The following is a 25,912-nucleotide window of genomic DNA, read 5'->3' as shown; positions in this document are numbered from 1 at the left end:
GTCCCTGCGTCGTAAGAACACTGCTCAGCATAAGTGCCGTTCGTGTATGTCAGAGTGCGAGACCAATGGCCTGCCTTGTTGTGAGATGTGGTACGTTGGGCCAGTTCAGCGGTTGGCTCGTACTCTGCCAAGATACGTCCCCATGAGTAGGCACCATAGTCATTAGTGTTATTAAAATCTGTACTGATGAAGTTGACGGCATCAAATTCACTGGCGTCTACAGAGTTTGGATCAACCATGACAAGATGACCCAGACCGGTTTCTGTTGTACTGGCAAAGAAGTGTTGTGAGGTCGCGTTGCTATTGGCGGTTTGCACTCGCGTAGTTAATTGCTGTTTTACCGTGCCAGCAAGCCCTGACCAGTCTTCATTGATACAATTATCAGCTTCGGTAGCGCTTGAACTAAACACGTTTAGAACCCCAAAGGCCGTAGCGGAGGTTTGCTCTATCCACTCCATTGCAGAGCAATCGTTGGCTGACTCGTTGTCATTGAAAGAAATACTCCACTCGTAAGTGATATCTTCTAAATCAATACGATAGCCAGAGTTGTACTCGACGGTATTTAACACGGTTCTGAGATTGTCTGATACCGCTTCGGTTGTGGTTGACCACCCCTCAGCCTCACCCAGGTTCAGGTATGTCTGTTTGTACCAACCTTCAGCGAAATGACCACGCTCGTCCCAATCGCCATTAAAGTACTCGACCCAAGCTGCAATCGCATTTGGGTTACCTGCTTCAATCGCTACTGTATCGGCATAAGACGCTTTCATCGACGGGACTAATGCCGCGGCGATTGCATGAAGGTTTGTATCCCCTGATTTAACATAGTCACCGTATAGATCATCAACGGTCACGTTGTAGCGTTGGGCTACGCGAAACTCCTGTTCACTTAAACGATCTTTGATTCGCTCACGAACGTCATAACTGGCTTTTATGTTGTCACAGGTGAGCTTTTCACCTTCTGCATGAAGTTCTTTTTGAATAGTGCCCCAAACAACGGTAGTCAAAGGAGTGGTGTTCTTGATTTGTTGATCCGAAGCAATGGCAAAAGTTGGTGGATAGGTCATCTGATATGCCTCTGTTACTTCGCCATAATCAGAGTCAATAGCACCGACCGGCACATCAACGACAAGCGGAACATATTCTGAGCACTCTGCGTATGTCCCGGTTGTTAGCAGTTCCCATGAGCCATCTTCACCTGTGATAACGCTGGGTTCGCCGTTATTCAGTTTGCCATCAAAGTTGACATCTAAAAATACAGTGGCCCCGGTCAGGTAACCATCAATAGCCGTGCCTTTTAGAGTTGTTGACGCTGGTGAGTCACTAGCGGAGCCACCACCGCCGCCGCATGCAGTGAGCGCGATCGAAATAGATGTTGTGATTATAAGTTTGTTTCTATTATTCATTCTGATAATACCGTTTTAATGCTTATGCTAGCCAAGTAGAGCGCTATGATAATCAACATGTGTCCATACATGCTGTGAGCTTTGTTGAGTAATTACTCTTTTATTAGTTTTTGCCTAAACTTAACTGTATCAATGAAAACAGTGCGTGGTATTAGATCTTCGCCTCAGTAACCAGGCGTTACCGAGGCGAGTGGGGTATCAAAACGCAGGGGCCTCTAGAAAGAGAGTGGAGCACGTGAAACGTGCTACTGAACAGCAGTGGGGTGTAATACTCCCAGTTTTAGGGGCACTCTAATTAGCGTAAAGCACGCTGTTGATGTAAAAGTTGTTGACTACACTCATGATGAAAGTCATACACTTGAATATTTTAATAGGAAAATCGAGGAGTTGTTTGAATACTGTACTTCGTCACTTTACTCGAGAGTTGATGCTCAAGTTGGCTATATTAAGCCGAATTTTAGATGCTGGTATTTATTGGTCGTGGTTTGATAACTTTACGCGCAGCTTTTTTAATGATTGGTAGGTTTGTTGCGATTCAATGTTTGTTGTCGTGGACATGTTTGGAAAACGGTAGTTTGGTAGTTTAGCTACAAACTTGCTAAAGTGCCGTAAGGGTTGTTGTGAAGAAGCAGGAATGTATGGATTTTCAGATTTTTAAATCACTCGTTAAACAGGTAAAGATAGGAAAACAGCTGCCTGATGCAGTTTATATCCACAAAGACGCAATTAATGCAATTCCAGACCAGTTGCAACGCTTTATCCCTGCCGTAGCTCAGGCTGTGAACTTACCCGACAAACAATGGAATCTCATTAAACTTTTTAAGAATGAGTTTCGGCTATCATTACTTAGCTATCCCGATTTCTATATCGATTCTTACCCAGCACTAGAGCAAAGCCTCAATGTTGACTTAAACAAACTAAGTCACAAGGTCACCTGCTATCGAAGCTCAGATAACCCGCCGATATTGCACCGCAAAGAAACCATGGTGCTACCGGAAAACGATTACTACCAACACTTTGTTTCTCTTACACAAGAGGGGGAGCAAGCTGGGCTGTATGACAATAGTCGTATTATTGGCTTCAAGAGGTCATGGTTAAATCTGATTGAGAAAAAAGGGTATGAGTTAGTAGACGGTCGCTTGATTCGTGCCTCCAAAGTAGCCGATATCAGTGATGTAGAAATAGGCATTGAACGGCATAAAACCGCTATCGTCCGGCATGAGCTATCGGGGCCTATGAAGTCTTTGGCCAAGCAAGGCTACTTAAAAGGCAATCACTCTATTTTCGATTATGGCTGCGGGCGGGGGGATGATTTAAGAGAGCTTGAGGCGCACGGTTTAGATGCATTAGGGTGGGACCCCGTATTTTGCCCAGACAGTGACAAGGTAAACTCTGATATTGTGAATTTGGGCTTTGTCCTTAATGTGATTGAAGATCAGGATGAGCGGCTTGACGCGCTTCTGGGGGCTTGGGAGCTCGCTGATAAGTTGCTTGTCGTCTCTGTGATGCTCGCTAATGAAACGTACATCGCGCAGTTTAAGCCATTCAAAGATGGTGTCATTACCTCACGTAATACCTTTCAAAAATACTACGCGCAATCTGAGATCAAAGGCTACCTCGAAAGGTCACTTCAAGAAGATGCCATTGCCGTTTCTCCTGGAATTTTCTTTATTTTTAAAGACAAGCTTGAAGAGCAACGATACTTACAGAGCAAATATCAACGCCATCATAGTTGGCAGCAGCTGACATCGCCCCAGCCCATTGAGAGCAAAGAAAAAGCAAAATTGGTTATCACTCAACACCGAGCTATCTTTGATGACTTTTGGAATACATGCTTAACGCTTGGGCGTATTCCGACTAATGATGAGTTTGAACAATCGGAACATGTACGTGAGCTAGTCGGGTCACATAGAAAGGTGTTTGGTCTGCTGCAGGAGATGTTTGATACTCATGAATTTGCCGCTGCGCAAACGGCGAGAAAAGAAGACTTGCTGCTTTATATCGCCATGGGCTTATTTGAAAAACGCAAGCCATACACGCAACAACCAGAGTCTCTCAAGCGTGACATCAAAGCACTGTTTGAGGATTATCGCACAGCCGTGAGTTTGGCGACGGAGTTACTCTTTGCCATTGCCGATCATTCGTTGATTGCTGCACAGTGTGAGAAAGCTCATTCCAGAATGCCAGCAAGCATATTGAACCAGGGGCACTCTCTTATTTTTCACAAGCAGTTTATTGATGAGTTACCACTTGCACTCCGGGTTTATGTGGGTGCCGGCCTGCAAATGTATGGTGAGATCGATGACTCTGTCGATTTAATCAAAATTCATATGACCTCGGGCAAATTGAGCTTGATGCACTACGATGATTTCGAGCTCTCGGTCCCCTTTTTGGTTGAACGAACAAAAATTAAGATGGCCGACCAAGATATCGACTTTTTTGACTATGTTGATGAAAAGGGGCGCCCGCCGCTTCTTAATAAACACGAACTGTTGCGCCCCAGTGATGAGATTTACGACAAGCAAAAAAGCTTTGATAAACGACTATCAAAGCTTTTAGGCGTGGAAAGTACTGGAGAGGTGATCCTTCACAGGCAGCAATACGAAGAGCTATTATTAGCCGCAGGTAAAATCGTCAACGGCTTTCGTCTCAATCGCCGTTAATGTGGTGAGGCGGTAGACTAATTCGATAGGTTCGGCGAGCCAATGCCTCATCAAGACCTATTGCGGTCAGGACATGTGACGCGACGTTGGATAAAGCGTTGCATGCCGAACCTTGAGAAATGAGCCACGGGTGCTCTTGAGTAAACCTTTTCACCTCATCGTCTGATTCAAAGGTTAGGCTCCACGTGGTCGAGACTACGTGGGCGCCACCGTTTCGAACCCATTTATAGTTTTCAATAACATCTAAAAAGTGACGCTCTTGTTCACTCACTGTTGTAGGATAGTGTTGAACTGCCGCCGCCAAACCAACCATGAGTGGGGTAGGAGATGTTCCTCCTCTCAATCCTCCTTCTTGGCCACCGCCATGAATTAGCGGCACAAGGCCAGAGTCTCGCGCATCTCGAACATATAAGGCACCAATGCCTTTGGGGCCATAGATCTTGTGACCTGATAGTGACAGCATATCAATATCCATATCGTCCACATCAATATCGCACTTACAAAAACTTTGTGCGGCATCGGTATGGAACAGAACATCGTTGTCAAAGGCTATCGCGCCAAATTCGCCAATAGGCTGTATGGTGCCAAGCTCATTGTTTACGTGATGAATTGAGATAAGAATGGTGTCGCAGCGCAGCGCGGCAACCACGTCAGCCGGCTCAACTTGGCCAGAAGGGCTTGGAGATAGATAGGTAACCTCAAAACCCAATGACTCCAAAAACGCACACGTATTTAAAATGCATTTGTGCTCAATGGAGGACGTAATGATATGACCTTTTTTTTCTAGGTGCTTAAACGCCACGCCCTTTAGCGCAAGGTTATTCGCCTCGCTAGCACCGCTAGTGAAGATAATTTCACTCGGTAGCGCGCCAACTTTGTCGGCGATGCACTCTCTTGCATTCTGAATAGCCTGAGCGCACGCCCGACCGGCTTGGTGCGCAGCTGAAGCATTAGCAAAGTTATTCACCTCCCATGGTTTCATTGCGTCTAGAACGAAAGATGAAATGGGTGTTGAGGCGGCGTAATCGAAGTAGTTAGTCATTTTCGATCAAAAACTCTAGTGTTTGGTTGAAAAGGATATTGGTCATTAACGGCTCACCAATATTTTTCATTATCCAGTTGTCGATATGATGTAGCCCGCCATTGCAATAAGCCTCAAAAATACCGATAGAATCCCGTAGACTTTCGTCTTTTAGCATATCAAGATGAGGGGCTTTTGACAGTGCAATTAGATAGATATAGGCGTCATGTCCTGTTGTTGCGTATGTCTCTAACAAGATAGGAGTCGACTTCACTTTCGAATCCATTGGTCGATAATCATCGTGTTGATAGCCAATAAGTGCAGCAAAAACCATTAGCTCCTTCACTGTAGCAAAGATAGCATCGTCATTTTTAGAGTCCTTTGTGGAGCAGAATCGCTTTTCTAATGCCTCAAAACGAGAATCTCTATGAACCGAAAGTTTTCTCCAATCCAACATATCATTCATTTATAGGATCTCCTCGATTGTAACTTTGTCGAAGTCGCTACCAAATCGAACAACATCGTACTTATTGCCTTGAACAGATAGTTGTGTCGGATATTTACCCATGAATTCAGACTCAGTTAGCATAGTATGCTGAACTAAGTTGTACTCCTTACCAATCTTATCTCGCATGCCTTCATCCGTCTCTTTAGTCCATTGCGCTTGAGAAAACATAAAGATGGATTGTTCTACTTTTTCCGCAATGTAGCGAACTAGTTCTCTACCATTTTCGGGACTAATAAAAGCTAGGATGGAATCAGCAATAAATGGCGCAATGGTACCTGGCGTTAAGAGGTGTTGCTTGTTGTTCGAACGATCTTTCGAGAACTCGAGTAAAGCGACGATAAAAGAAATCGACAACATAGCTTGATACCCATTTCCTACCGCAACACGATTTCCATCCATATCAACGATTGCCCATGTAAAACTACCACTTTTGGAATTGGTATCTTTCTTTACGGTGTAACCATTAAACGCTACTTGCTTGAATAAAGCCTGCATTTTATTCAGCAATATTTTGTCGACACCGTGTTGGGAGGAGCTGATTGCTTCTTCATAAAGTTCGATGATTTTTTCCGTCGATAAGATCAAGTTGCGAACTTTCTTTGCCTTAGGTTTTGTTGCTGACAAGGCATCGACGCGCCTATCTATGTCTTTAAGATCTAAAGATTGATTTTTAATCTGTTGTTCTAACCTGGGTATTTCCCGGTTCAAATTATCACATTTTGACTTGGCTATAGCTGTCGCTTTCTCGATAGCCTTGATGTCATCAATATCCGATTCTTCTATTGTTAGACTAAGCTCTTTAATACTTTTCTCAAGCTCTCGAATTTGTTCTTCATGATCATCTATTTTGTCAAGAGTATCTTGCATCCTCGCAGTAGGCAGCGAAAGTTTAGCAAGCTTCTCCTGTAAACTCATTACAAGTTTCCAGCGCCTTTTAAGGTCTGGATCAACAGCATGCTTTCCTAGCTCTTCTATAAGCCTATAGGCTTCAGCATCTTTAGTTACTGCACTACCACAAATGCATTCCTTGTTTGATAAAATCTCATGCAGAAGTTGTTTATCCACTGTATAACGTAAGGATTGATTCAGCTCGTCAGTGTTAATTTTACTCAGGTCCATGCTCGCTATTTTTTGTGAAAATGCACTCATAGCATAATCTGGCGTCAGCTTAGCCTTCTCTGTTATCAATTGCTTATGTTGCCGTTGTAGACTGCTTAGAAGTTGCTCCTGCTGACGACGCATCTTTAGCGTGCCTTCGATAGCCGTTCTGTCAAATCGAGTTTGTTTTTTTAGCTGATTAGCATACTCACTTTCTTCGCTTTCTAGTTCCGCTCTTTTTTGCTCCAGAATCTTCTTATTTTTTTCATACGATTCCAAAATAAGATCTTTATTAGAAAGCAGTGTTTCAATTTCACTATTCGTATCATACTGCTTTAGATCTTTCTGGTAACTCGTTTTTATGCTGTTCAGGTGCTTCAATGCCGTCTTAGCAACGGTTAACCCCAATACTTTATCAATAGCATCTCTAATGTGCGAAAAGTCATTTTGACTATTCAGCGTTCCGGTTCCCTCCCCTTGATAGAAGAAATACTGTGACATCTCTTTAGGTAGAAAAGTATTAATTAGCGTATTAGGGTTCTTCTCGGATTGCTCTGCATAACAACCATCGTTTATTTCAAAGACGCGCAATATGCTTTTTCCACTCCCTTTTGATTGCACTCGCTTCACTTCTAGGAGCCTGTTTTCATGCTCTAGGTGCAAACTTACACTAAAGCTTTTTGTTCCTTGCTGTGCAGCGTGCTTGTTCAAAAGGTTGTTAGGATCCAATAAATTTTCGGTTGTTTCTTCATACAAACACCAACGAAGGGCATTGAGTAATGCCGTTTTACCGCCGTTATTTTCACCGTGAATCAGGGTTACGCCGCGTGTCTGATCTACAGAAAACTCAATTTCCTGCTTTCCGTAAAACTGACGGAAGTTGTTAACCTCAAGTTTAATTAGTTTCATTTACGATATCTTCCGCGTTTACATCGATAATCTCTTTAATTTTTTTGATGTGATGGCCATGACCGACATCACCGTAATACAGTTCTTTCTCAAACTGCATAACCTGAAGTGCTGCCTTGTGCACCGCAGACTTTTTGGAGTAGTCCTGATGTGCTGCCTGCGTTTCTTGGTCTGCTTGCTCTAAAATGGCTTTGAGTTTTTTAAGGTCCATTAGTAAATTCCTAACTCTATGATTCTACGAGCTACCTCTTCTGAGTTGCTTGCCGTCAATTGAAAATCTTCTATCCTTTCCAGCTCCGCTCTTCGTAGGTTTTGACTGTAATTATTGTTAACACCAGGGAATGGCAACACGACAAAATCTACGATCAAAGCTTCATTCTTACCTTCCGCCCTTCGAAGCACGCGTCCTCTCCTTTGCACGTACTGCCTAGGGTTACGAGTACTCGCGAGGATAAAGGCACTTTGACAAACAGGAACATCAATCCCTTCATCAAGCACTTTCATCGCAACCAAGGCATCGATATCCCGATTTTTAAAGTTGTTCATAATGCGCCTGCGTTCTGCGCTACTTTCCTGAGAGGTAAACTTAGCTACTTTACAGCCGAATTCGTGCAGTCGGTTGGTGACGAGGGTAATGAAAGGTACCTCATCGTCTGGGGAGGTACCCTCTCCCGCATAAAATAGCGAGTGGGCAAGTGATAGGGTTGGGTTTTGTTTTAAATAGTTTATGAGTGCCGGTATTTTACCCTCGCAAGTTGCAATAATTCGAGCTCGGGCACCACACCAAGTAGTCAACATCAGTCTTTCATCACCGCTCAACGAACTGGATTGTGCTCTGATGATCATTTTTTGAATTTTTTCCGAATATTCATCGTAGCGAGCTTGCTCATCCTCAGTAAGCCTTACTGGAACAAGGTCATATTTATATGGAGCAAGAATACCATCGTTTATAGCATCGTTTAGCGTGTACTCACTCACAATACCCTGAAAATAAGACAGCAGGTTTTGTTTAACAGTATCAGGAAAAGGGGATCCCTCAACCTCATCCTCTTCACTGCGAAACGGCGTGGCTGATAGCCCTATGCGATACTTAGCCAATGGGAGTGCATCGAAATACCCTTGACTCCCTAGGTGATGGCACTCATCGCCTATGAACACTAAATCTTCATTCGGTATTTTAGAGATTTTGCCTCGAAAGGTTGCTGATGACATTGTCTTGTTTACAACTACAACACAGACAAAATCCAATCTCCCGCCACAAAAACGCAGAATCTTCTTCTCTAAGGCCGTATTCCATTTTTTAAATTTCTCGTAACATTGAACAGGAACAATATTAAATGGAGACAATTCTTGCACCCACTGATTTGCCAGCTCAACATAGGGAACACTTATAACAGCAAAAGTAGGCTGTTTTATTTTTCGCCGCTCTTCATAGAGCTCGACCAAAGCAGATATTGACGTAAAGGTTTTTCCTGCGCCTGTGGCTAGCTTAAACAGCCCCTGATGGCCTGACTTCCTCCAACTCTCAATAGCACCTACTTGATGAGGAAACAAGGTAAAGGGTTTTCCCTTCACAGTAAGAGGTTTTCGAGGTGTTTTTGCATCGACCTCAACCGTTATAATTGTCTGTTTGGACTTGGGAAAGCTATATTCAAAAAAAGGTTGTTGGTCAGAGTTTTCGTCAACTATGGGGAATAGCTCTTTTTTAAGTTTGCCTAAGTCAACCCCATTCCTTATCTTTTGGTAAGCGGAAGAAGTTAGAGAAACAACGCGAGTACGCTTTTTTCGATCGTTCCATAAAGCTTCAAAGTCATCAACTTCAACTTGTCCATAATCAGAAAAAGAACCGCGCCAGCTAAAAAAGACCGAAATTTCTTCGGAATTATATTTCGATAATCCAGCAATGGTTTCATTGGCAGAACCACTAAACACAACCTGTTCACCTTTTTGGGAAAATACACCTATTTTTTTGTGAAACATCCCTCGGTGAGTGAAAGCAAACTTAATATCAAGCCTTTGAGTGGCAATTAAATATTTTAGGAGACAAAGCTTCCTATTTTTAGTTTCCTGCAGCAACTGACATAACTGTTCTGATTTCGCCTCAATGGGGTTCGACTTACCCTCCATTAAGGCTTCATACTCGCAATCAGAAAGAGGATCGCCGATGATAAGTCGCATCTTACCACCGGCCTCAACAAACTTTTCAAGCCCTTCAGCCACCGACGAAAGAACTTCTGACGAAAAATACCCTACAGCACGATCATACTGACTAGCGCGAGCCAAAAGAGGTATGTAGAAACTCTTGAGGATATGATCTTCATCAGAGTCATATTTTGTCTTTAAGTTGAGGGCTGAAAACTTCATATCATTCCCTTAACCTAGCCACTTGGTAAGATTTTCCCAAGCATTCTTCAAGAGTAGCTCTGTTCGTTCGTCAATGGATTTTTTATTCCATACATCTGCGTAAGTGATGTCTTCAAACTTACTTTCTAACATGAGCACTGCAGCATTGCGTTTGACTTCGTTTGATAGCTCCCCTTTGTTTAAAAGAATCGTGTCTATTTCATTTAAGGAGTCGTTAGATAAAGCCTGAAGTAAATGCTGCTTGAGGTCATACCAAGATGGAGGGTTTACGCTAGATATGCTATCTCGCGCATCAACCAAGACGTTTCCAAGCTTGTTGAACTCAGCAGGGTCGAAAATAGCTTCATCTTCCCACCCTTTACTAGAACCACCGTTGAAAACTTTCTTAATAGCATTTTTACCAGATATCATTTCCCATGAGGAAGTAGTTAAAAACTGCGTACTAGGCCTATCCGACAAATAATATTGCGTTCCTTTAAGTTCTATCCCGTGAAATGCAGCTAGCAATAACAGTTTGATACTTTTGGGCTTAGTAAGAAGAGGTTGAGTGGAGCAAATATCTAACCACTGTTCAAACGCGGAGTCCTTTGTAGACCCTTTTGAGAGAATTTTCGCTTCTAGCTCATCCTTGAAGAAAGATTTTACCGCTTCTACATCAAACCCAGCTGATGTAAGACCACCATTTCTTAACTGATACCCTGTAGATTGACCCTGTAAACCTCGCTCATGAAGCTTTTTGTAGACACCATCAATACCGTCGGCACCACCACTCATCGCTCGCCACAACACACTAAATGCAGTTACTGCTTTTAATACCTCAGCAAAGCTTGAATATTCACTCCCAACAGTTTCGTGTTTCTCGTCAATGAGAATAAACTGTACGAGTAAACTTTGAACAATGTCATGATTCATGTCAACTAGATATCTAAGACAGGTATTAGCCAGGTCTCGCTCGCCGGCATCAACGAGGTGCCCAACATCAGGTAGTGTTCTTTGCCAATGTTCAAAAATAAAATCTGCTGTTTTCGCAAACTGAACCAAGTACTCGTCTTTACTTGAGTAATGGCAATTTTCGTAGCTCTTTAACATTGCATCACGCTGATCACGCAAACTAGTCACCTTAACCTTACCTTGGTAAGCACGGATAAAGGCCAGTATTAGAGCTTTGGATTTGTCATTTTTCTCTTTACTTTTTATGAGGCTTTCAAAGCGCTCTGTGACACTGTTCAACGTAGCCATAGCACTTTCTAGTTCTTCTTCTGAAGTGCCATTTTTCCTCTTGTTACTAATATGCTCAATAACTTTTGGTACAAATGTTTCAATTGCAGTAAGTGGCTCACCAGTGGTGTTGAGAGCTTCAAACATATCAAACGCATAAGACTCACTATTTACCTCAACATATGTAAGGCAAACTCTGTGGAGCAAAAACCTCGCAAATGCTGCTACATGAATAATGCCTTCTAGCTTCGGATATTTTTGGGTTGCTTCTAACAGCTCTTCATCTACTGGAAAGTCCAAACATAAATCCAGAGTATCAACATCAACAAAGTTTTCGATGTTGATTTTCTCTTCTGTTTCTCCGCCAGAAAGCTTAAATTCAAAGCCGTTTTGAATACAATCTAGCTGTTTTCTAATTGCTTTAATGTTATTGATTACGCGCTTTGACTCTATATTTAATTGAGACAAGTCAAATGACTTAAAAACAGCACTTTCACCTTGTTCAATTACATGTCTTTGATACTTTATTAACAGCTCAGAGATAGGACTATCATATCGAGCCTTTCTCTCATCCTTGCCCCAACAATCCACTTGAGAGCGAATTATTTTTGGGTAGAATTTAAAAACCTCGTGATCTGCCGTCGTTTCTACCGTGGTGTTTGAAGTATCAATAATTAACTGCGACGCGATCTCTCTTAAGCCTTCTAGTGAGTCGAGAATGTCTTCATTCTCTTCTTTTTCCTCTGCCTTTATGGCTTTTTTCAAGCTTGGCAAAAGTAAACGCAATCTTTCATTCAAACATAAGATAATCAGCATCAAGGTCGACAAACGCTGTTGACCATCAATAATCAGCTTGATATGAGTTGGTTTTTGCTTTTTTGCAAGCGGGTAGACTGTCTCTGCCGCACTATCATCAACACTTAATATTGAACCAAGAAAAATAATCGCATCGGACGAATCTAAAAGATTCCTGAATACATTGTTACAGTCAGAGAACAAGTCCATTACATGATTTTCTTCCCAAGAATAAGGGCGTTGATACGCAGGCATATAAAAACCGGTATTTTTGCGCTCGCAAATGACATCGAATACCGACTGCGGTTTCGCGTTAAAAATGTCTAATGATTTTTGCATGAAGAATAACCTAGCTCATATCGTTTTTATAGATTAAATTAACATTATCATATACTAATTGATCATACTATTTGTGTTATAAGCGTCACGCTTTAAATGCAATAAAGCTCATTATCATTAAGATTATGTCTATCTAGCTCCGCCCCTTCCTGTTACAATGCATGCTTATTTGGATATAATCTCCAATTCAGCATACAAGGTAACAACATTGAGCATTGAGTCGAGCAGCCTGAAGTTCTCAGGGCATCAAACATTCCCTATCCGCTATGGATGGATTTATAAGATAATTCAAGAAGTTAAAGACGGAAAATCGATTGCCGGTAAAGACGAAGTCGAGAGTCAGATGGAACGAATGGGAATGGGTAAGAACATGGTGCTGTCTGTCAGGCACTGGGTTCGAGCACTCAACTTGGTGACGTGTACTGATAAAAAGGCGCTAACTTATGAGCTTACGCCGCTTGCACATAAGCTGTTTGTTGGAGAAAACGCATACGATGAGTACCTAGATAAAATCGGTACGACGTGGTTATTACACTGGCTACTTCAGTCGATTCCTACAGAAAAAGCTGAGCTGAATGCATCTCGATTTTTCTTTAACTATTTCAATGGTATAAAAGTAAGTAAAGACAGGCTTACTATCGATATTCACGATTCTCTGGCTCATCATGATAAGCCGCTTACCGATGCGACACTTGGTAAGGATATAGACTGCCTATTGCAAATGTATGCACAGAAAACTCTTCAGCCAGGCAAAATCAATGAAGATAGCTTTGCTTCTCCCTTTACCGAGTTAGGTCTCTTAAAGCATGAAGAAGGGAAGAACTACCTTGCCGAGCTGTCGAAACGCAGTTCTCTGCCTATTGAGACGTTCGCTTATGCTGTGATCGACTTCATGCAAAATAAACTAAAAGATAGTAATGTCAATACGTTATCGTTCGATGCGCTACTCAATGACATCGGCTCTCCTGGGAAAGTATTTCGCCTATCTTCCAACGGCCTCAGTGAAAAGTTGGATGAACTTGAGCTTCTAAGTGAAGGTCGTATCGCTTGGACTGATACCCAGGGACTAAGACAGCTACAGCACAGTTTCGAGAACTTAGCGACTGTCGAGCCAAGCCTATACCTTGAGCAATACTATCTGACCAATAAGAATAAGGAACAATAAGCCGTGACTAACGCTCCGCATTACTCTATTGCTGTTCGTCATCAACGTTCGACGCGAATTGACAGCGATTTAAGCCCTGATTTCTTCCCAGGGTTGATTTATCACGGCACCGCCCAAGCATCTCTTGAAACCTTATTTCGCCAATATGTTCAAAGCAAACAACGTGCTTACACATTAACCGGCGCGTATGGCTCCGGTAAGTCTACAGTCGCGCTACTCATGGCTGGCCTGTTGCACTCAGATGCAAACATTCGTGACGCAGCACTAGGGACCATTAATGAAGACTCAAAAAAGTTACTTCAAGAGGTCATTTCTGCCGACAGCAATGAGCAAGATACCAAAGGCTGGCTGCAGATCCGCGCGGTTGGGGGAGTCACTGGACCGGTTGAATCCTTTTGGAATGCCACGCTTAAAGCGCTAGAAGAGCACCCGAACACACAAACACACCTAAATCAATACAAAGACGTTGTCGTAGACAGCGATAGTGCTCTAATTAGCATTTGGAAGGCCCTGTTTGCTGATATTCATCAAGAAGTTGACGGGATTCTACTCATTGCGGATGAGATGGGTAAAAGCCTTGAGTTCATTAACCGCCAAGGGGGTGATCTGCACCTGTTTCAGGATGTCGCAGAAGAACTGTCGCGTATTGATACGCCAGTCATTTTCCTCGGTTTGCTTCACCAAGCTTTTAGCGAGTATGCAAAAGAGCGTGGCACAAAACTGCAAAATGAGTGGGCTAAAATCCAGGGGCGCTACAGTGATATCGCTTATAACGTCTCGACAGACGAGACAGTTGCGCTAATTGGCAACTCCATCAAGACTCGAGACCTTAACCATGGTAAGGGTGACGCTTTAGTAAAACGTGTACTTGCCGCGCTTGATGACAATGCACAACGAAAAGCACAGCTTGAAACTCGTTTAGAAAAATGTGTTCCACTGCATCCCCTTACAGCGCTGTTGCTTGGTCCTATAGCCAAACGCCGTTTTAGCCAGAATGAGCGCAGTACATTTAGCTTCTTAAACTCTCATGAGCAATACAGCTTTCAAAGCTTCCTGCAAGATAATATTGATGACTTGAGTGCACGCTATGACTTAATCGACTTATGGGATTACCTTGAAGCGAATATGGAGCATACCATCTTAGGCTCGCCGGACGGTCACGGGTTTGCGACTGCAAAAGATGCTATACGCAAAGCTACCCGCGAGGACTTAGCACCAGAAACCATTGCGCTGCTAAAAGCCATTGCGCTGATTACCCTGTTTGGTAAGCCTGCCAACTTAATGGCTACAGACAAGATTTTGCTCACGCTATCTTGTATCACCGCCCCTAAAGAGCTTGAAGATTGCCTTAAGCAGCTTAAAGATGCGTCATGCATTGTATATCGAAAGCACCTTTCATCTTGGGTTGTATTCGAAGGATCAGATCTCGATATAACTGGGTTGGTTGAAGAAAAAATCGAACAACTTAGTCAAAGTACTGAAGCGGTCGATCGCCTCCATTACAGCGCCCAAGTTATGGCGAAAGGACATTACCACGAATTTGGTACTTTGCGCTGGGCGGAGCTGAGTGTCGTTAATCGCCTGCAAGGGCTTAACGTCACTGAAGTAGAAACTCAACGCCACGGTGCATTTGCGAACTTTATTCTTTTGCTCAATGAAGCCCCAGAAAAAGAACTCATCGAGCTCACAAACAAAAACAAGTCTCTCATTATTGCTTGTGCAAAAAATGCCGAAGAGATCCGCACACTTGCCGCTGAGAAGTATGCGCTTGCACTGATTAAAAGTGATAAGAAAACAGGCGATATATTAATACATGACAAAGTCGCCCGTGATGAGCATGAAGCTCGTACGTTTAATGTCGACAGTGCCATTGATATAACGCTAGCCGCAGCTTTTGAGAGTGCTCATTGGATACATAACGGTGCCCAGTATGGGGAAGAAACTCTCAGTGAAATAGCAACTTTCGCAGCTGATAGTATCTTCAGTCAAACACCCAAGATACATAATGAGCTAGTGAACCGTAACAAACTCTCTGGCACCGCGGTATCTGCTTTGAAAAAGCTGCTTGAAGCCATGCTTGATAACGGCGCTGAAGAAGGGTTAGGTATCCAAGGGTTTCCTCCAGAGAAATCTATGTACATCAGCTGCCTAAAGAATACGTCCATTCACACGGCAGAGGCGGAAAGTGGACATCACTGGCATAGAAACAACCTAAATCCTAAGTTGACAGCTCTGTTTGAAGCAGCAGAACGCCTTCTTAAGAAAAACCAAGGCTCAGAAGTTAAGCTCTCTGAAATCGCGGCCATATGGACACAAGCACCCTATGGCCTAACGAAAGGCGTCGTTCCGGTCTTCCTGTTGGCGTTTATGAAGTCAATGGGCGATGACATCGCCTTCTATGAGCGTGATTTATCGGGTGACTTTGCCTTTATCGCTGAACCTGATGAGGATTACGTTCATAAGCTCATCAAAAAGCCTGAAGATCTTGCGGTTAAATATGTGGTTTTAGAGCCCAAAGAAGAGGCATGGCTTCAACGGCTTGCTATGTTCGCGGCCAATGAGACTAACCGCGATATCAAAAACACCATACTATCAGTGGCAACACCATTGGTCACTACCATTCACAACCTACCTCAATGGGTTAAAAATGCTCACAATTTGGTGCCTGGTGATGCTGAGACAAACAAGCGTTATTTGAGAATTCGTGACCTGTTCTTGCAGGCGAATGACCCTCACACGCTGTTGATTAAAGACTTATTTAATGAACTCGATACCGAGCATAGCAAAGAGCTAGATCAGAAAATTGACATACTGGAAGCTAGCTTTTTAACACTGCGTCAAAAACACGAGCTAATGCTTGGCAATATCAAAGAGAAGGTAAAAGCGATCTTCCCTGAAACAGGCGACGAACTGCAAGAGATGTGTCGTTATGTCGAGAATCATTCTGGTGACCTAAGGCTCAAAGCCTTTGCGAGAGAATTGGCGAAAAGTGACACCGGCTTACTGCAGTGGTTAGAAAGCATGATTCAAATCGCAACCGGCCGTGGTAAGCAAAACTGGAATGAAAATCTGCTGCAAACTGCAGAGAACCAAATCAGTAGTTATGCGCAAGACTTTCTGAGTGTGCTAAAATCCAGTCGCACTTCTGAAGACTCTACACCAAGCACAAAAACAAAAATGGTTTCTCTCGTGCTCGAAGGTGATGATGGAAAGTTAACTTCATACAAGAAAGAGATCCGAACAACTGAGTCAGAACAGCTGCAACCCGCTATGAGCGCGATTGAATCCCAGCTAAATGGCCTCGATGAGTTCGACAAGATCAACGTGTTGCAGCAATTGCTGAAAAAAACACTGCAGGCCCAAGATTAAGTTAGGTTGTATATGACGGAACCACGCAAAGTAAAACATGTATTAGGGCTCTCAGGCGGTAAAGACAGCGCTGCGTTAGCAGTTTACATGGCAAGAAACTACCCAGAGATTGATATCGAGTATTTCTTTACCGACACCGGTAAAGAGCTACCAGAAGTCTATGAATACCTAGAGCAATTAGAAATTGTACTCGGTAAACCTATTTCGCACATCAACGACAAAAAAGGTTTCGATTATTGGTTAGAACAACACAACAATTTTTTGCCTGCTGGCCAACAACGATGGTGCACGATTCGCATGAAGCTCGAGCCATTCGAGAAGTGGATCAGACCATTTCTTGATGAAGGCTATGAAGTGATATCTTACGTTGGTATTCGTGCTGACGAACCTTGGCGTGATGGTTACAGACCAAACGAGAATCAGCAATACCTAACAATTAAAATGCCTTTTGCAGAAGATGGTATTAAAAAACAAGGTGTCTTTGATATTCTTGATAGCGCAGGGCTTGGTCTTCCTAAATACTATAACTGGCGTTCGCGCTCTGGCTGTACTTTCTGCTTTTTCCAGCGAAAAATTGAGTGGGTTCGGTTACGTGAAGAACACCCAGAAGCATTTGAAGAGGCAAAAGCCTACGAGAAACGTGCAGAAACAAGCGCCAACGGTGAAACCTTCTTCTGGATGGGCCCAAATGAACCTTTGGAGACTCTTGAAGACCCGGAGCGCATAGCGGAAATAAAAAGGAATCATGAAGAAACTCAAGCACGCTTCCTCAAAAAGAAAGCGCGTGAGCGAAGAAGAAAGCTCGGTATGCACGCCATGGTTGATGAAAGTCAGCTCATCGACACCTTAGACATGGATGCCATGTACGATCTTGAAGAAGGTGGTGGGGCTTGTATTACTTGTTATAAGTAGTCCAGGCAATACAAGAAAAATAGCTCTAATATGAGTACATATTAGAGCTGCTGATTTTTAGCTCAACTTAATTTGTGAAAATTATATCAAATCCACTCTTCAGTTTTATTTCATACACGTTCAAGTAAATTTTTCCCCCGAGCTTCTACATATGAAGCATCCCAGCTATCACAATTAGCTAGTGCTACGATATGCGGGTGCAGTTTTGATTGCTTCAGGAGAGTGTAGGCTTGATTGGCTGTTATCACTTTATTATGTCGTGCTTCAGCAGCCATCGTCTCCTTATTATTTAAGCTAAGCTCCGATAATATGGCATAGATGGCCTTTTTATCACTCCAGTTTTTATTACTTGCTATGCTATTCTCAGATGAAGGTAATATAGATAGGTTTCCTATAGCATTAAGGTGTAGCGTAGAGTCCAAGCAATTAGGCCAGTTCGAATTAGGATTCTGAGGCCATACATGTTCAATAGTATGAGACTTATACCATACGGCAAGAGTAAGATAGCTGACTAAGGAACTAACGCTGTCACATAGATGGCCGGGTGCTGCTGTGTCATGACTGCTGGATTCAAATGATAGCAAAAGCACTAATTTTGATAAGTCTTTGCGATTTTTATATATGTCTTGAGACCTTACTACATGTAGCCAAGTACCTTGTCACTTCTGCCTCTATCTTGAAGATAGCGTCTCATGCTAATTTTAACATCGGACACTTTTCGGCAAGGTACGGCATTTTTAGTGACTTTTTCGCTTAGAATTAATCTATATACATTATCTATTCCGTCGGTACTGGAAGAATAAGAGCGATATCGTACAAAAAATGCCGTAGTTGCCAATATAACCTCAATAAAATCAGAGAGCTTTTCATAACTAAACCCAGAAACCTTAAGCTGATTATAAAAATCCAAGAACAAACCGCATACAATTCTATGATTTGCTGATTTTATTGCTTTAATACAAAAGTTAGCTTTATCAAGATAGGGGTGTCTTGACAAACTCATAACATGTTCAGCACTATCCACGTTCACCTCCTGAGCTTTCGAGCTAAATCTCGTATATCGTCATTTACTCGATTGGACTGAAGTACCAAATCAAGTGCGTCCAGTTCTCTGCCGCTTTCAAAGATTAGTTTTGCATTGCCATTCCGTATGGCAGCACCAGCCTCATTGCTGACTTTCTTTGTCACTAAGGCTTCAATTGCATCTGCGCGTGAAATCCTTCCCGCAGTGAAATTTTGGAAAAGCTCATAGTTGGTTACGAAAGCTGCTTTACCGACGGATTTTAGTTTTTTGTCTAGTTCGGTATCATCCATGTGAAGTGTCCATTTTTTACGATGCTTTAGTACTGTTAAGATTATAGTCGTTGTCTTAGAGTTGCGAGGTTTTAGTAGAACGAATCGGGTGGTTTGCCGGTACCGTTCTAAAATCTAATGAAATTTTCATATAACTGCGTTTAATTCAATGAATTAAACGACTAACTTTGATATATCACTCTTCGAGTCCCAGAAGAAATGCTGGGCTTTTTCGTTCTTCTACTTCAACAACAAAAATGCCGTCATCCTCATGCAAATGAGGATCTTCCAAAGCGCGTGATCAAGCTAAAAGAACTCATCATCTAATAGCGAGGATGTCCGGAGAAAGATCTTTAAAACTTAATATATAAAAAGGGAGAACTGCGTTACACAGGATGAAGCTCGTAAGGATGTCTTCAATTACATCGAGGTGCTTTACAACGCCGATTGTGTGTCAAATGCGAAATAAAGTAAGGCTGACTATAGTTACTGATAGCGCCTTTTCAACCCGTTTCAGGTGACTCATATGCTTATTCTGTCGCTAGTATTTATCGCTACCATAGGCTTTTTGGCTCAAACCACCGGATTATGCATGGTACGTGGTGTGAAAGAAGCCGTTTCTGGAAAGCCCGTGTTTCTACTATCTATTTTGTTAAGTGGTACCTTAGTATGGGTAGCGATCGCCATCTCATACTGGTTTGAGTACCCCGTGAATTACTCTCCAAGTTATCCAACACTTTGGTCCGCTGCTGGTGGTCTGATTTTCGGCATGGGGGCGGCATTCAACGGAGGTTGTGGGGTATCGACCATTAGTCGCTTTGCTAGGGGCCAAATCGTCATGTTTGCTACTGTTGCCGGGTGGTTGGTGGCATGGCTTACGTTAGCGGATATATTGAAAGGGGGGGCTGTCTCTCCATATTCAATGGCGGTTTCCACCCTACTTGGGATACTCATCGTCGTATCTGCAGTATTACTGGTCTTAGCCTTTCGTTCGAGCACAGAAACGAGGAATCTTTGGCTTTCGATGCTGGGGATTGGTTTGATGGCAGGGTTGGTTTTCATCTATGAACCACACTGGACGCCAAGTGGACTATTCAAATCAATGGGTCTATCGCTCTGGAATGGTCAAGAGGAGAGTTGGCCTAGGGTAGAGCGCTTTTACCTGTTCGCATTTTTGGTGATTGGCATGGTCGTTGCCGCGCTATTAACGAGCTCTTTCAAGTTTGAAAGCACGTCTGTTCCACAAGTCACCAAGCACTTTGCCGCGGGTATTATGATGGGGATAGGTGCAGTCATGGCGGGAGGCGGTAACGACACTCAGCTGCTGGTCTCGCTTCCTTCGTTGTCGCTAGCTGGACTGGTCACCACATTCTCAATAGTTGTGGGGATTTGGGGAGTAGTGAGTTTTCGGGGCAAAGGAGCGTGATTTTGGCTACTTGCTCATTCGTGCTTGCTTTGGAATGAAGACAAGACGATGCCTGTAATGCAATGAGGCCTTCAATAAGCGTCTACTGTGGCAAGGTCTTCTAACTATCGCTGATAAGCGGATAAACCGCATCTCCCCAGACCTGGTCAGCAGAGTCCATCATGACCTCAATGATTAGCGGTACCAGTTTTTCGAGAATACTAGAGCAATCTTTTATTTGTTGTCTGTTGGCCGAGCTTAGATAGGTTGCGCCTCCATGGATTAATTGGTTACGTAACGTATAAAGACGAGAAAAAACAATAGAGAGGACTTTTGCAGTGTCATTGTTGCTAAGCGCCTTGTTTGCGGCAACCTTTGCTTTAAAGCGCTCTTCTTTCCAGCTCTCTTCATCAATTCGACCTGCATGGAAATTCCAATAGGCCTGAAGAATAAACTCATTATCTAGGATAACCCGAATAGCATTTGAGTACTCGTTCCAAACAAGTTCGTGCAGTTGATTGTTCTTATCACACTCAACGAGCTTCTTTAGAAACTCCCCGTAGAGCCCTTGTTCTCCGTAACTATCCCGCTGTTCAAATTCTTGAGCATAGGCAGAGTTAAACGCGATCCATAAAAAGATAAACTTAGAGTCGTCATCATCACACTGTTCGGATTTGTTGAGCCAACTCAATGCTCTATGAATTCGCAGGCTAAGGTTTTGAGGATAAGTAGTTCGCTCTACTCTTTGACGCGTCTTCAATACGGTGTAATCTGGCATATGTTAGCTACAATTCTGCAATGGATGTTTGTTAGTATATAAGTGTTTTGTTGCTTAATGTTTGATCTGTTGAGCAATATTTGAATGTTGTTAATTACCCACCACCATTCACCCCATGACTTCCCTCAACATAAGGTCATACTCATGGTTATGACGCCCTTCAAAATTGCCCATACCGGGCCTGGTCAGAATGCCTCTTGAGTTGAGGATATGGCTCTTAATCTCTTTTGTTGGTTTTTCATGCCACGAAATATTGAATGCAGCCAGTTTTGGGAAAAAATACATGCTTGAGTAATCAGGCACGTTGTCATGAATCCACCAGGCGAGAGCTTGCCAGTGGCCTGTTCTTTCGTAGTAAGGTAAAAACGAGTTCACGACGATACACGCCGTTGCGCCAATGTATCCGTCTTTATCTTTATAGTCCCAGATGTGACCAGCGTAGTTAGCCTCATTTCGGGCACAGTTGTACTGGTTTTTATTCTCCGCACCTTTGGCATTCACGGCAGGTGAGCGATACGCAGAACGAATCGATATACGGCCGAACTGACTCTGGATGGGCTCTAACACTTTGTCGCAAAGTTGGCGACCAGACTGAATGGCGATATCGGGATAGTCTGGAATATTTGGGATCCCTTCTATTTGTGAGATCTCGGAATACAAAAAATCGCGCATGAAGAAATTTGGAGAGAGTCTGACTCTACCTAGTTCCTCTAGAGATTTAACGCGTTGAGGTTGTTTCACCGTCCCCTCCTTGTGATCGGTTTACCCAAGTGCATTGGGTTGCATTTCATTTTGCATAATGAATCAGGATAGAAGCTGTTGGAGTGTTTTAACAATGACAAGAGTTAGAAACATGATGTGAGTTAAAATTGGCGGGAGCCGTGGAGAGCAGCCTTTTGTTTAACACTCTAAAACCCATTATTGCTGGGTGTATAGTGGACAACAAATTCCGGACACTGATTTAAGCCGATTTTCGGCATTAACTGGCGACAGCCCATCATTTGCTTGGTGAGGCAGTTGCCTATTGCAGTAGTCCATCAAGTAATAGCTGATGTCTCTTAGCCTGACCAGATGTAATTAATATCACCACACCAAACTTCATTTGGCGTAGCAACGGAGAACTCACGCTTCAGCAGATTCGGGATATCTGGTCGTTCTGACTTAGCCTGCTTATAGCGGTGCGAGCCTGGTTGTTTGCTTATCAGCTCAGCTTCTTGCATAAGCTTTCGTACTTTGAATCGTTCAACTTCGAAGCCTTCAGACTGCAGCATAGAAGCAAGAGTCCGACTACCAGCAGCGCCACGCTCTATCTTTAGTTGATCGACCCAGCGGCGCAAGGCTGTATCACCAACATCTAAAGAGCGTGCTGCTTCAGCTATTGAGTAGCCTTGATCGAAACCAAGCTCGCAGCATCCATTTTGAACTCAGAAGAAAATGTACGTCGTTGTCGTTTTGCCATTGAACACCTCATTTATGGTGGAGACTTTACCACCTAATTTGGTGTCCGGGATCATTAAACCACTACAAGACCAGATCTCAGCTAGAACAGGTTAGTCGCTTAAGAATGTTACAATGTGGGCTACCATCACCACTACAGCTGTCTGCAAGTTCCATAAGAATCCTCTCCATATGCTGGAGCTCTGCAATTTTTGTTGATATGTCATCGAGATGTTGTTGCGCTATTTGTTTGACTGCTCGACTTTCACGCTCGGGATTTTGCCATAACTCGAGCAGAGACTGTATGTCCGCTAGTGAAAACCCTAAATTACGTGCTTGTCGTATGAAGCTTAGTTGATCGATCTGCTCGTTGTTATACAAGCGGTAACCTGATTCACTGCGGGGTGAATTTTGAATTAATCCTGACTTCTCGTAATGTCTGATCATTTTAGCAGTTAAACCACTGGTCTTGGCAGCGTCCCCAATCGTCATAAGTTTCGTCATAGCATGCTCCTCATGTAAAAGACATTCGTTGTAAACGTAAGGCATTGGTTATGACAAAAACACTACTACATGCCATTGCAGCTCCAGCTAATACTGGGTTTAAATAACCTATAGCCGCCAAAGGAATACCAATCGTGTTAAAAGCAAAGGCCCAAAAAAGGTTTTGCTGGATATTTTTATATGTAGCGCTGGCTAGAAGCAGAGCTATAGATACAAGTTTAGGGTTACCACGCATAAGGGTTATTGCTGATGCACTTACTGCCACTTCGGTTCCTGTAGCCATAGCTATACCTAAATCAGCTTGAGCCAGTGCCGGAGCATCGTTAATCCCATCCCCAACCATAGCTACTTTATATCCTTGTGCCTGATAGTTCGAGATAGCGTGTGCTTTCTCTTGAGGTAATACTTCTGCTTGTACATTATCCAGTCCAAGTTGCATAGCGATATAATTTGCACTCTCATTTGAGTCGCCAGTCAACATTGCCACTTTTATGCCAGTGTCTTGTAGCCGTTGAACGGCAGTTCTTGCTTCTGGTTTAGCGTTGTCAGCAAAACACAGTAGACCTAGAAGTTCTATGTTGCCACTCTTGGTTTCGGCGAGCCACGATACTGATGCACCCTTTGTCGATATCTTGTCGGTTGGAAGTGAAAGCCCAAGCTCTCTCATCCAGTTACTTGAGCCTAGTATCACATCGCGTTCCTCCACCTTAGCTTTTACACCTTTCCCTGCGACAACCTGAAACTCATTTACTTCGGCTAACCCAATATGGTGTGACTGAGCATAGTTTACAACTGCCTTAGCCAGCGGGTGTTCGCTATTGTGCGATAAGGCATAAGCTAGAGTTATGACTTCGTTATCATTACCTCGAATAGGTGTAGATTGCATCAACTCAGGCTTTCCTTTGGTTAGAGTGCCAGTTTTATCGAATACTACGTAATCAATTTTAGTCGCCTTTTCAAGTGCAACGGCATCTTTGACTAGAATGCCATGCTTGGCTGCGGTCCCGGTACCTGCCATGATTGCAGCGGGGGTTGCCAAACCAAGTGCGCATGGACATGCAATTACGAGCACCGCTACCGCATGCAATATACCTTGGGTCCAATCATTGAAAACTAGCCCCCAAAACAAAACTGTGGCAAAAGCAACAATCAGAACAAGGGGAACAAAAATACTGCTTATCTTGTCTACTAGCGCTTGCACTGGAGCTTTAGCGCCTTGTGCCTCTTCGACCAAACTAATGATTTTCGATAGAGTGGATTCCGCCCCTACTGCAGAAGCTTCAAATTCTAAAACCCCGTCTAAATTAATTGAACCTCCAGTAATTTTGTCTGAAATGCTCTTGTGTAGTGGAATACTTTCGCCAGTAATTAACGCTTCATCTACATGACTACTGCCTTTAATGACAATGCCGTCAGAAGGTATGCGTTCACCAGGTAATACTTTTACCATGTCACCTTTTTTAAGCTCTGATGTGGAAATGGTTTGCCATTGATCGTTTCGACGCACTAATGCCGAAGCGGGCTTGAGACTTTCCAGTTCTTTAAGAGCGTCGGTTGTTCGTTGTTTTGCACGCTTTTCTAATAATTTGCCAAGTAACACCAAGGTTATGATAGCCGCACTGCTTTCAAAATACAGATGTGGTGAGTCATGATGCCCTTCATAGCTGAGCCATAAATAAAGTGACAAACCATAAGCTGCACTGGTACCCATTGACACGAGTAAATCCATATTGCCAGAGCGTGCTCTTAGTGCATGCCAACCGGCTTTGTAAAAACGGGCACCAAAATAAAACTGTACAGGGGTTGCCAGTAGCCACTGCCACAACGGAGGCAACATCCAATCTGCATTAAATATCAACCCAATCATAGGTAGCACCAGCGGCAGTGTGAGGATGGCTGAGCCTATTAGTGACCAACTGTCTCTTTGAAAAGCAAGGGGTCTCTCTGTAGTATCATCTGCCTGTTCGACACCACTGTGGTTAGTCAGTTCATAACCTGCAGCAGCTACAATTTTTTGCAAAGAGTCAACACTCGTGCCAGCTGTAAATTGCACGTTAACTTTTTCAGTTGCCAGGTTTACCTCTGCAGACAGTACTCTGTTGTTTTTCAAAAGCGCCTCTTCTATGCGTTTGGCACAGGTCGAACAGGTCATGCCTTTGACTGAAAACTGCCGCTTTTGAGTTTTGAGACCATAACCAGAATTTTTAATAGCGTCGGCAATTGAAGAAAATTGAGCATCACCAATTACTGTCGCAGTTTCCGTTGCAAGATTTACACTAGTATTGGCTATGCCCGTTACTGAAAGTAAGGTTTTCTCTATTCGACTCGCGCAAGAGGCACAAGTCATACCGGTTATTTCTAACTGAATAGTTTCTGTCATAGTGAATACTCCCATGTGACTACTGCGGTCAGTTAAAATAAATCTAGACCTTGACATAATGGCAAGGTCAAGTGGGAAGATTAATTATTCGGTATCCGTTAACCAGTCCGCCATTGACAAACCAAATGTGAGCCAACGCAGTCGATCTACTTTTTCTTCTTATGTGATCATTTCCAGTCTTCATGCTGGAAATATGAAAAAGAAAAATCTGTATTTGCGAAACCACCACCTGTTGCCTCTGATATCAACGAAGCCAACGCACTCATCGAGGAGTTGTGGGAGCATTTTCGCCACTAACCTGTTCAGTTATATCGCTATCTTGGTTGGGCAATGTTATTTGAGTATCCG

General features: G+C 43.2%; 19 protein-coding genes and 1 pseudogene. 5 read left to right on the top strand and 15 right to left on the bottom strand.

What is annotated here, in order from left to right; genetic code table 11:
- Positions 1-1,406: hypothetical protein (locus C4S60_RS10500; protein WP_103880301.1), on the bottom strand; the 1,406-nt coding region annotated here is incomplete at its 3' end.
- Positions 1,407-2,044: 638 nt separating this feature from the next.
- On the opposite strand from C4S60_RS10500, the gene C4S60_RS10495 reads away from it, so the two are divergent.
- Positions 2,045-4,069, top strand: coding sequence for a DNA phosphorothioation-associated putative methyltransferase (locus C4S60_RS10495; RefSeq protein WP_103880300.1), 2,025 nt, complete (start codon positions 2,045-2,047; stop codon positions 4,067-4,069).
- Here C4S60_RS10495 and C4S60_RS10490 read toward each other — a convergent pair.
- The 6 genes from C4S60_RS10490 to C4S60_RS10465 are packed head-to-tail and all read right to left on the bottom strand — an operon-like array spanning position 4,056 to position 12,321.
- Positions 4,056-5,111, bottom strand: coding sequence for a cysteine desulfurase family protein (locus tag C4S60_RS10490; protein WP_103880299.1), 1,056 nt, complete (start codon positions 5,109-5,111; stop codon positions 4,056-4,058). The two genes, C4S60_RS10495 and C4S60_RS10490, sit on opposite strands and share 14 nt — an antisense overlap.
- Positions 5,104-5,556, bottom strand: coding sequence for a hypothetical protein (locus C4S60_RS10485; protein ID WP_103880298.1), 453 nt, complete (start codon positions 5,554-5,556; stop codon positions 5,104-5,106). Before C4S60_RS10485 ends, C4S60_RS10490 begins: the two co-directional genes overlap by 8 nt.
- Complete coding sequence (locus tag C4S60_RS10480; protein WP_103880297.1) at positions 5,557-7,605, bottom strand: AAA family ATPase; 2,049 nt, start codon at positions 7,603-7,605, stop codon at positions 5,557-5,559.
- On the bottom strand, positions 7,592-7,816 hold the full coding sequence (locus tag C4S60_RS10475) for a CxC ATPase DNA modification system associated small protein (protein ID WP_103880296.1): 225 nt from the start codon (positions 7,814-7,816) through the stop codon (positions 7,592-7,594). The genes C4S60_RS10480 and C4S60_RS10475 overlap by 14 nt, the downstream gene beginning before the upstream one ends.
- Positions 7,816-9,969 (bottom strand): DEAD/DEAH box helicase family protein, encoded by a 2,154-nt coding sequence (locus tag C4S60_RS10470; RefSeq protein ID WP_103880295.1) that lies wholly within the window; start codon positions 9,967-9,969, stop codon positions 7,816-7,818. The genes C4S60_RS10475 and C4S60_RS10470 overlap by 1 nt, the downstream gene beginning before the upstream one ends.
- Before the next feature lie 9 nt (positions 9,970-9,978).
- Positions 9,979-12,321, bottom strand: a complete 2,343-nt coding sequence (locus tag C4S60_RS10465; protein WP_103880294.1) for a DUF262 domain-containing protein — start codon at positions 12,319-12,321, stop codon at positions 9,979-9,981.
- Positions 12,322-12,529: 208 nt separating this feature from the next.
- On the opposite strand from C4S60_RS10465, the gene C4S60_RS10460 reads away from it, so the two are divergent.
- Genes C4S60_RS10460 through C4S60_RS10450 form a run of 3 tightly spaced genes read left to right on the top strand, consistent with a single transcriptional unit; the run spans position 12,530 to position 17,767 of the window.
- Positions 12,530-13,486, top strand: coding sequence for a DUF4007 family protein (locus C4S60_RS10460; protein WP_244183085.1), 957 nt, complete (start codon positions 12,530-12,532; stop codon positions 13,484-13,486).
- Positions 13,487-13,489: 3 nt separating this feature from the next.
- Positions 13,490-16,855 (top strand): hypothetical protein, encoded by a 3,366-nt coding sequence (locus tag C4S60_RS10455; protein WP_103880292.1) that lies wholly within the window; start codon positions 13,490-13,492, stop codon positions 16,853-16,855.
- 12 nt (positions 16,856-16,867) lie between these two features.
- Positions 16,868-17,767: a phosphoadenosine phosphosulfate reductase family protein gene (locus tag C4S60_RS10450; protein ID WP_103880291.1), complete on the top strand. Its 900-nt coding sequence runs from the start codon at positions 16,868-16,870 to the stop codon at positions 17,765-17,767.
- Between the two features lie 110 nt (positions 17,768-17,877).
- Here C4S60_RS10450 and C4S60_RS23950 read toward each other — a convergent pair whose 3' ends face one another.
- Genes C4S60_RS23950 through C4S60_RS10435 form a run of 3 tightly spaced genes read right to left on the bottom strand, consistent with a single transcriptional unit; the run spans position 17,878 to position 19,081 of the window.
- Complete coding sequence (locus C4S60_RS23950) at positions 17,878-18,390, bottom strand: HNH endonuclease family protein (protein WP_103880290.1); 513 nt, start codon at positions 18,388-18,390, stop codon at positions 17,878-17,880.
- 14 nt (positions 18,391-18,404) lie between these two features.
- Positions 18,405-18,791: a hypothetical protein gene (locus C4S60_RS10440; protein ID WP_103880289.1), complete on the bottom strand. Its 387-nt coding sequence runs from the start codon at positions 18,789-18,791 to the stop codon at positions 18,405-18,407.
- 2 nt (positions 18,792-18,793) lie between these two features.
- On the bottom strand, positions 18,794-19,081 hold the full coding sequence (locus tag C4S60_RS10435; protein ID WP_103880288.1) for a hypothetical protein: 288 nt from the start codon (positions 19,079-19,081) through the stop codon (positions 18,794-18,796).
- Positions 19,082-19,586: 505 nt separating this feature from the next.
- Here C4S60_RS10435 and C4S60_RS10430 point away from each other — a divergent pair.
- Positions 19,587-20,486, top strand: a complete 900-nt coding sequence (locus C4S60_RS10430) for a YeeE/YedE thiosulfate transporter family protein (protein ID WP_244183080.1) — start codon at positions 19,587-19,589, stop codon at positions 20,484-20,486.
- Between the two features lie 100 nt (positions 20,487-20,586).
- Here the strand turns inward: C4S60_RS10430 and C4S60_RS10425 are convergent, their stop codons facing one another.
- From C4S60_RS10425 to C4S60_RS10405, 5 genes and pseudogenes are all read right to left on the bottom strand, one after another.
- The gene (locus C4S60_RS10425; RefSeq protein WP_103880287.1) at positions 20,587-21,243 is read right to left on the bottom strand and encodes a HEPN domain-containing protein; all 657 of its coding nucleotides are present in this window, start codon (positions 21,241-21,243) and stop codon (positions 20,587-20,589) included.
- A gap of 108 nt (positions 21,244-21,351) precedes the next feature.
- Positions 21,352-21,984 carry a peptidase M15 gene (locus C4S60_RS10420; RefSeq protein WP_103880286.1) on the bottom strand — a complete coding sequence of 211 codons (633 nt, stop codon included), beginning with the start codon at positions 21,982-21,984 and terminating at the stop codon, positions 21,352-21,354.
- A gap of 323 nt (positions 21,985-22,307) precedes the next feature.
- Positions 22,308-22,702: pseudogene (locus tag C4S60_RS10415) on the bottom strand (transposase); the annotation flags it as partial.
- Positions 22,703-22,779: 77 nt separating this feature from the next.
- On the bottom strand, positions 22,780-23,184 hold the full coding sequence (gene cueR, locus C4S60_RS10410; protein WP_103880285.1) for a Cu(I)-responsive transcriptional regulator: 405 nt from the start codon (positions 23,182-23,184) through the stop codon (positions 22,780-22,782).
- Between the two features lie 10 nt (positions 23,185-23,194).
- Complete coding sequence (locus tag C4S60_RS10405) at positions 23,195-25,564, bottom strand: heavy metal translocating P-type ATPase (RefSeq protein ID WP_103880284.1); 2,370 nt, start codon at positions 25,562-25,564, stop codon at positions 23,195-23,197.
- Positions 25,565-25,912 lie beyond the last annotated feature (348 nt).

The sequence above is a fragment of the Vibrio hangzhouensis genome, from assembly GCF_900107935.1.
In the GTDB taxonomy this organism is placed as follows: Bacteria; Pseudomonadota; Gammaproteobacteria; order Enterobacterales; family Vibrionaceae; genus Vibrio; species Vibrio hangzhouensis.
The sequence above is the reverse complement of the archived record's forward strand: the minus strand, read 5'-3'. Positions and strand labels throughout refer to the sequence as shown.

Bases quoted from the DNA above. Each gene is read 5' to 3' on its own strand.
- C4S60_RS10480 (WP_103880297.1), bottom strand. From the start codon at position 7,605: ATGAAACTAATTAAACTTGAGGTTAACAACTTCCGTCAGTTTTACGGA.
- C4S60_RS10485 (WP_103880298.1), bottom strand. From the start codon at position 5,556: ATGAATGATATGTTGGATTGGAGAAAACTTTCGGTTCATAGAGATTCT.
- C4S60_RS10490 (WP_103880299.1), bottom strand. From the start codon at position 5,111: ATGACTAACTACTTCGATTACGCCGCCTCAACACCCATTTCATCTTTC.
- C4S60_RS10470 (WP_103880295.1), bottom strand. From the start codon at position 9,969: ATGAAGTTTTCAGCCCTCAACTTAAAGACAAAATATGACTCTGATGAA.
- C4S60_RS10465 (WP_103880294.1), bottom strand. From the start codon at position 12,321: ATGCAAAAATCATTAGACATTTTTAACGCGAAACCGCAGTCGGTATTC.
- C4S60_RS10435 (WP_103880288.1), bottom strand. From the start codon at position 19,081: ATGGATGATACCGAACTAGACAAAAAACTAAAATCCGTCGGTAAAGCA.
- C4S60_RS10475 (WP_103880296.1), bottom strand. From the start codon at position 7,816: ATGGACCTTAAAAAACTCAAAGCCATTTTAGAGCAAGCAGACCAAGAA.
- C4S60_RS10495 (WP_103880300.1), top strand. From the start codon at position 2,045: ATGGATTTTCAGATTTTTAAATCACTCGTTAAACAGGTAAAGATAGGA.
- C4S60_RS10430 (WP_244183080.1), top strand. From the start codon at position 19,587: ATGCTTATTCTGTCGCTAGTATTTATCGCTACCATAGGCTTTTTGGCT.
- C4S60_RS10405 (WP_103880284.1), bottom strand. From the start codon at position 25,564: ATGACAGAAACTATTCAGTTAGAAATAACCGGTATGACTTGTGCCTCT.
- cueR (WP_103880285.1), bottom strand. From the start codon at position 23,184: ATGACGAAACTTATGACGATTGGGGACGCTGCCAAGACCAGTGGTTTA.
- C4S60_RS10450 (WP_103880291.1), top strand. From the start codon at position 16,868: ATGACGGAACCACGCAAAGTAAAACATGTATTAGGGCTCTCAGGCGGT.
- C4S60_RS10425 (WP_103880287.1), bottom strand. From the start codon at position 21,243: ATGCCAGATTACACCGTATTGAAGACGCGTCAAAGAGTAGAGCGAACT.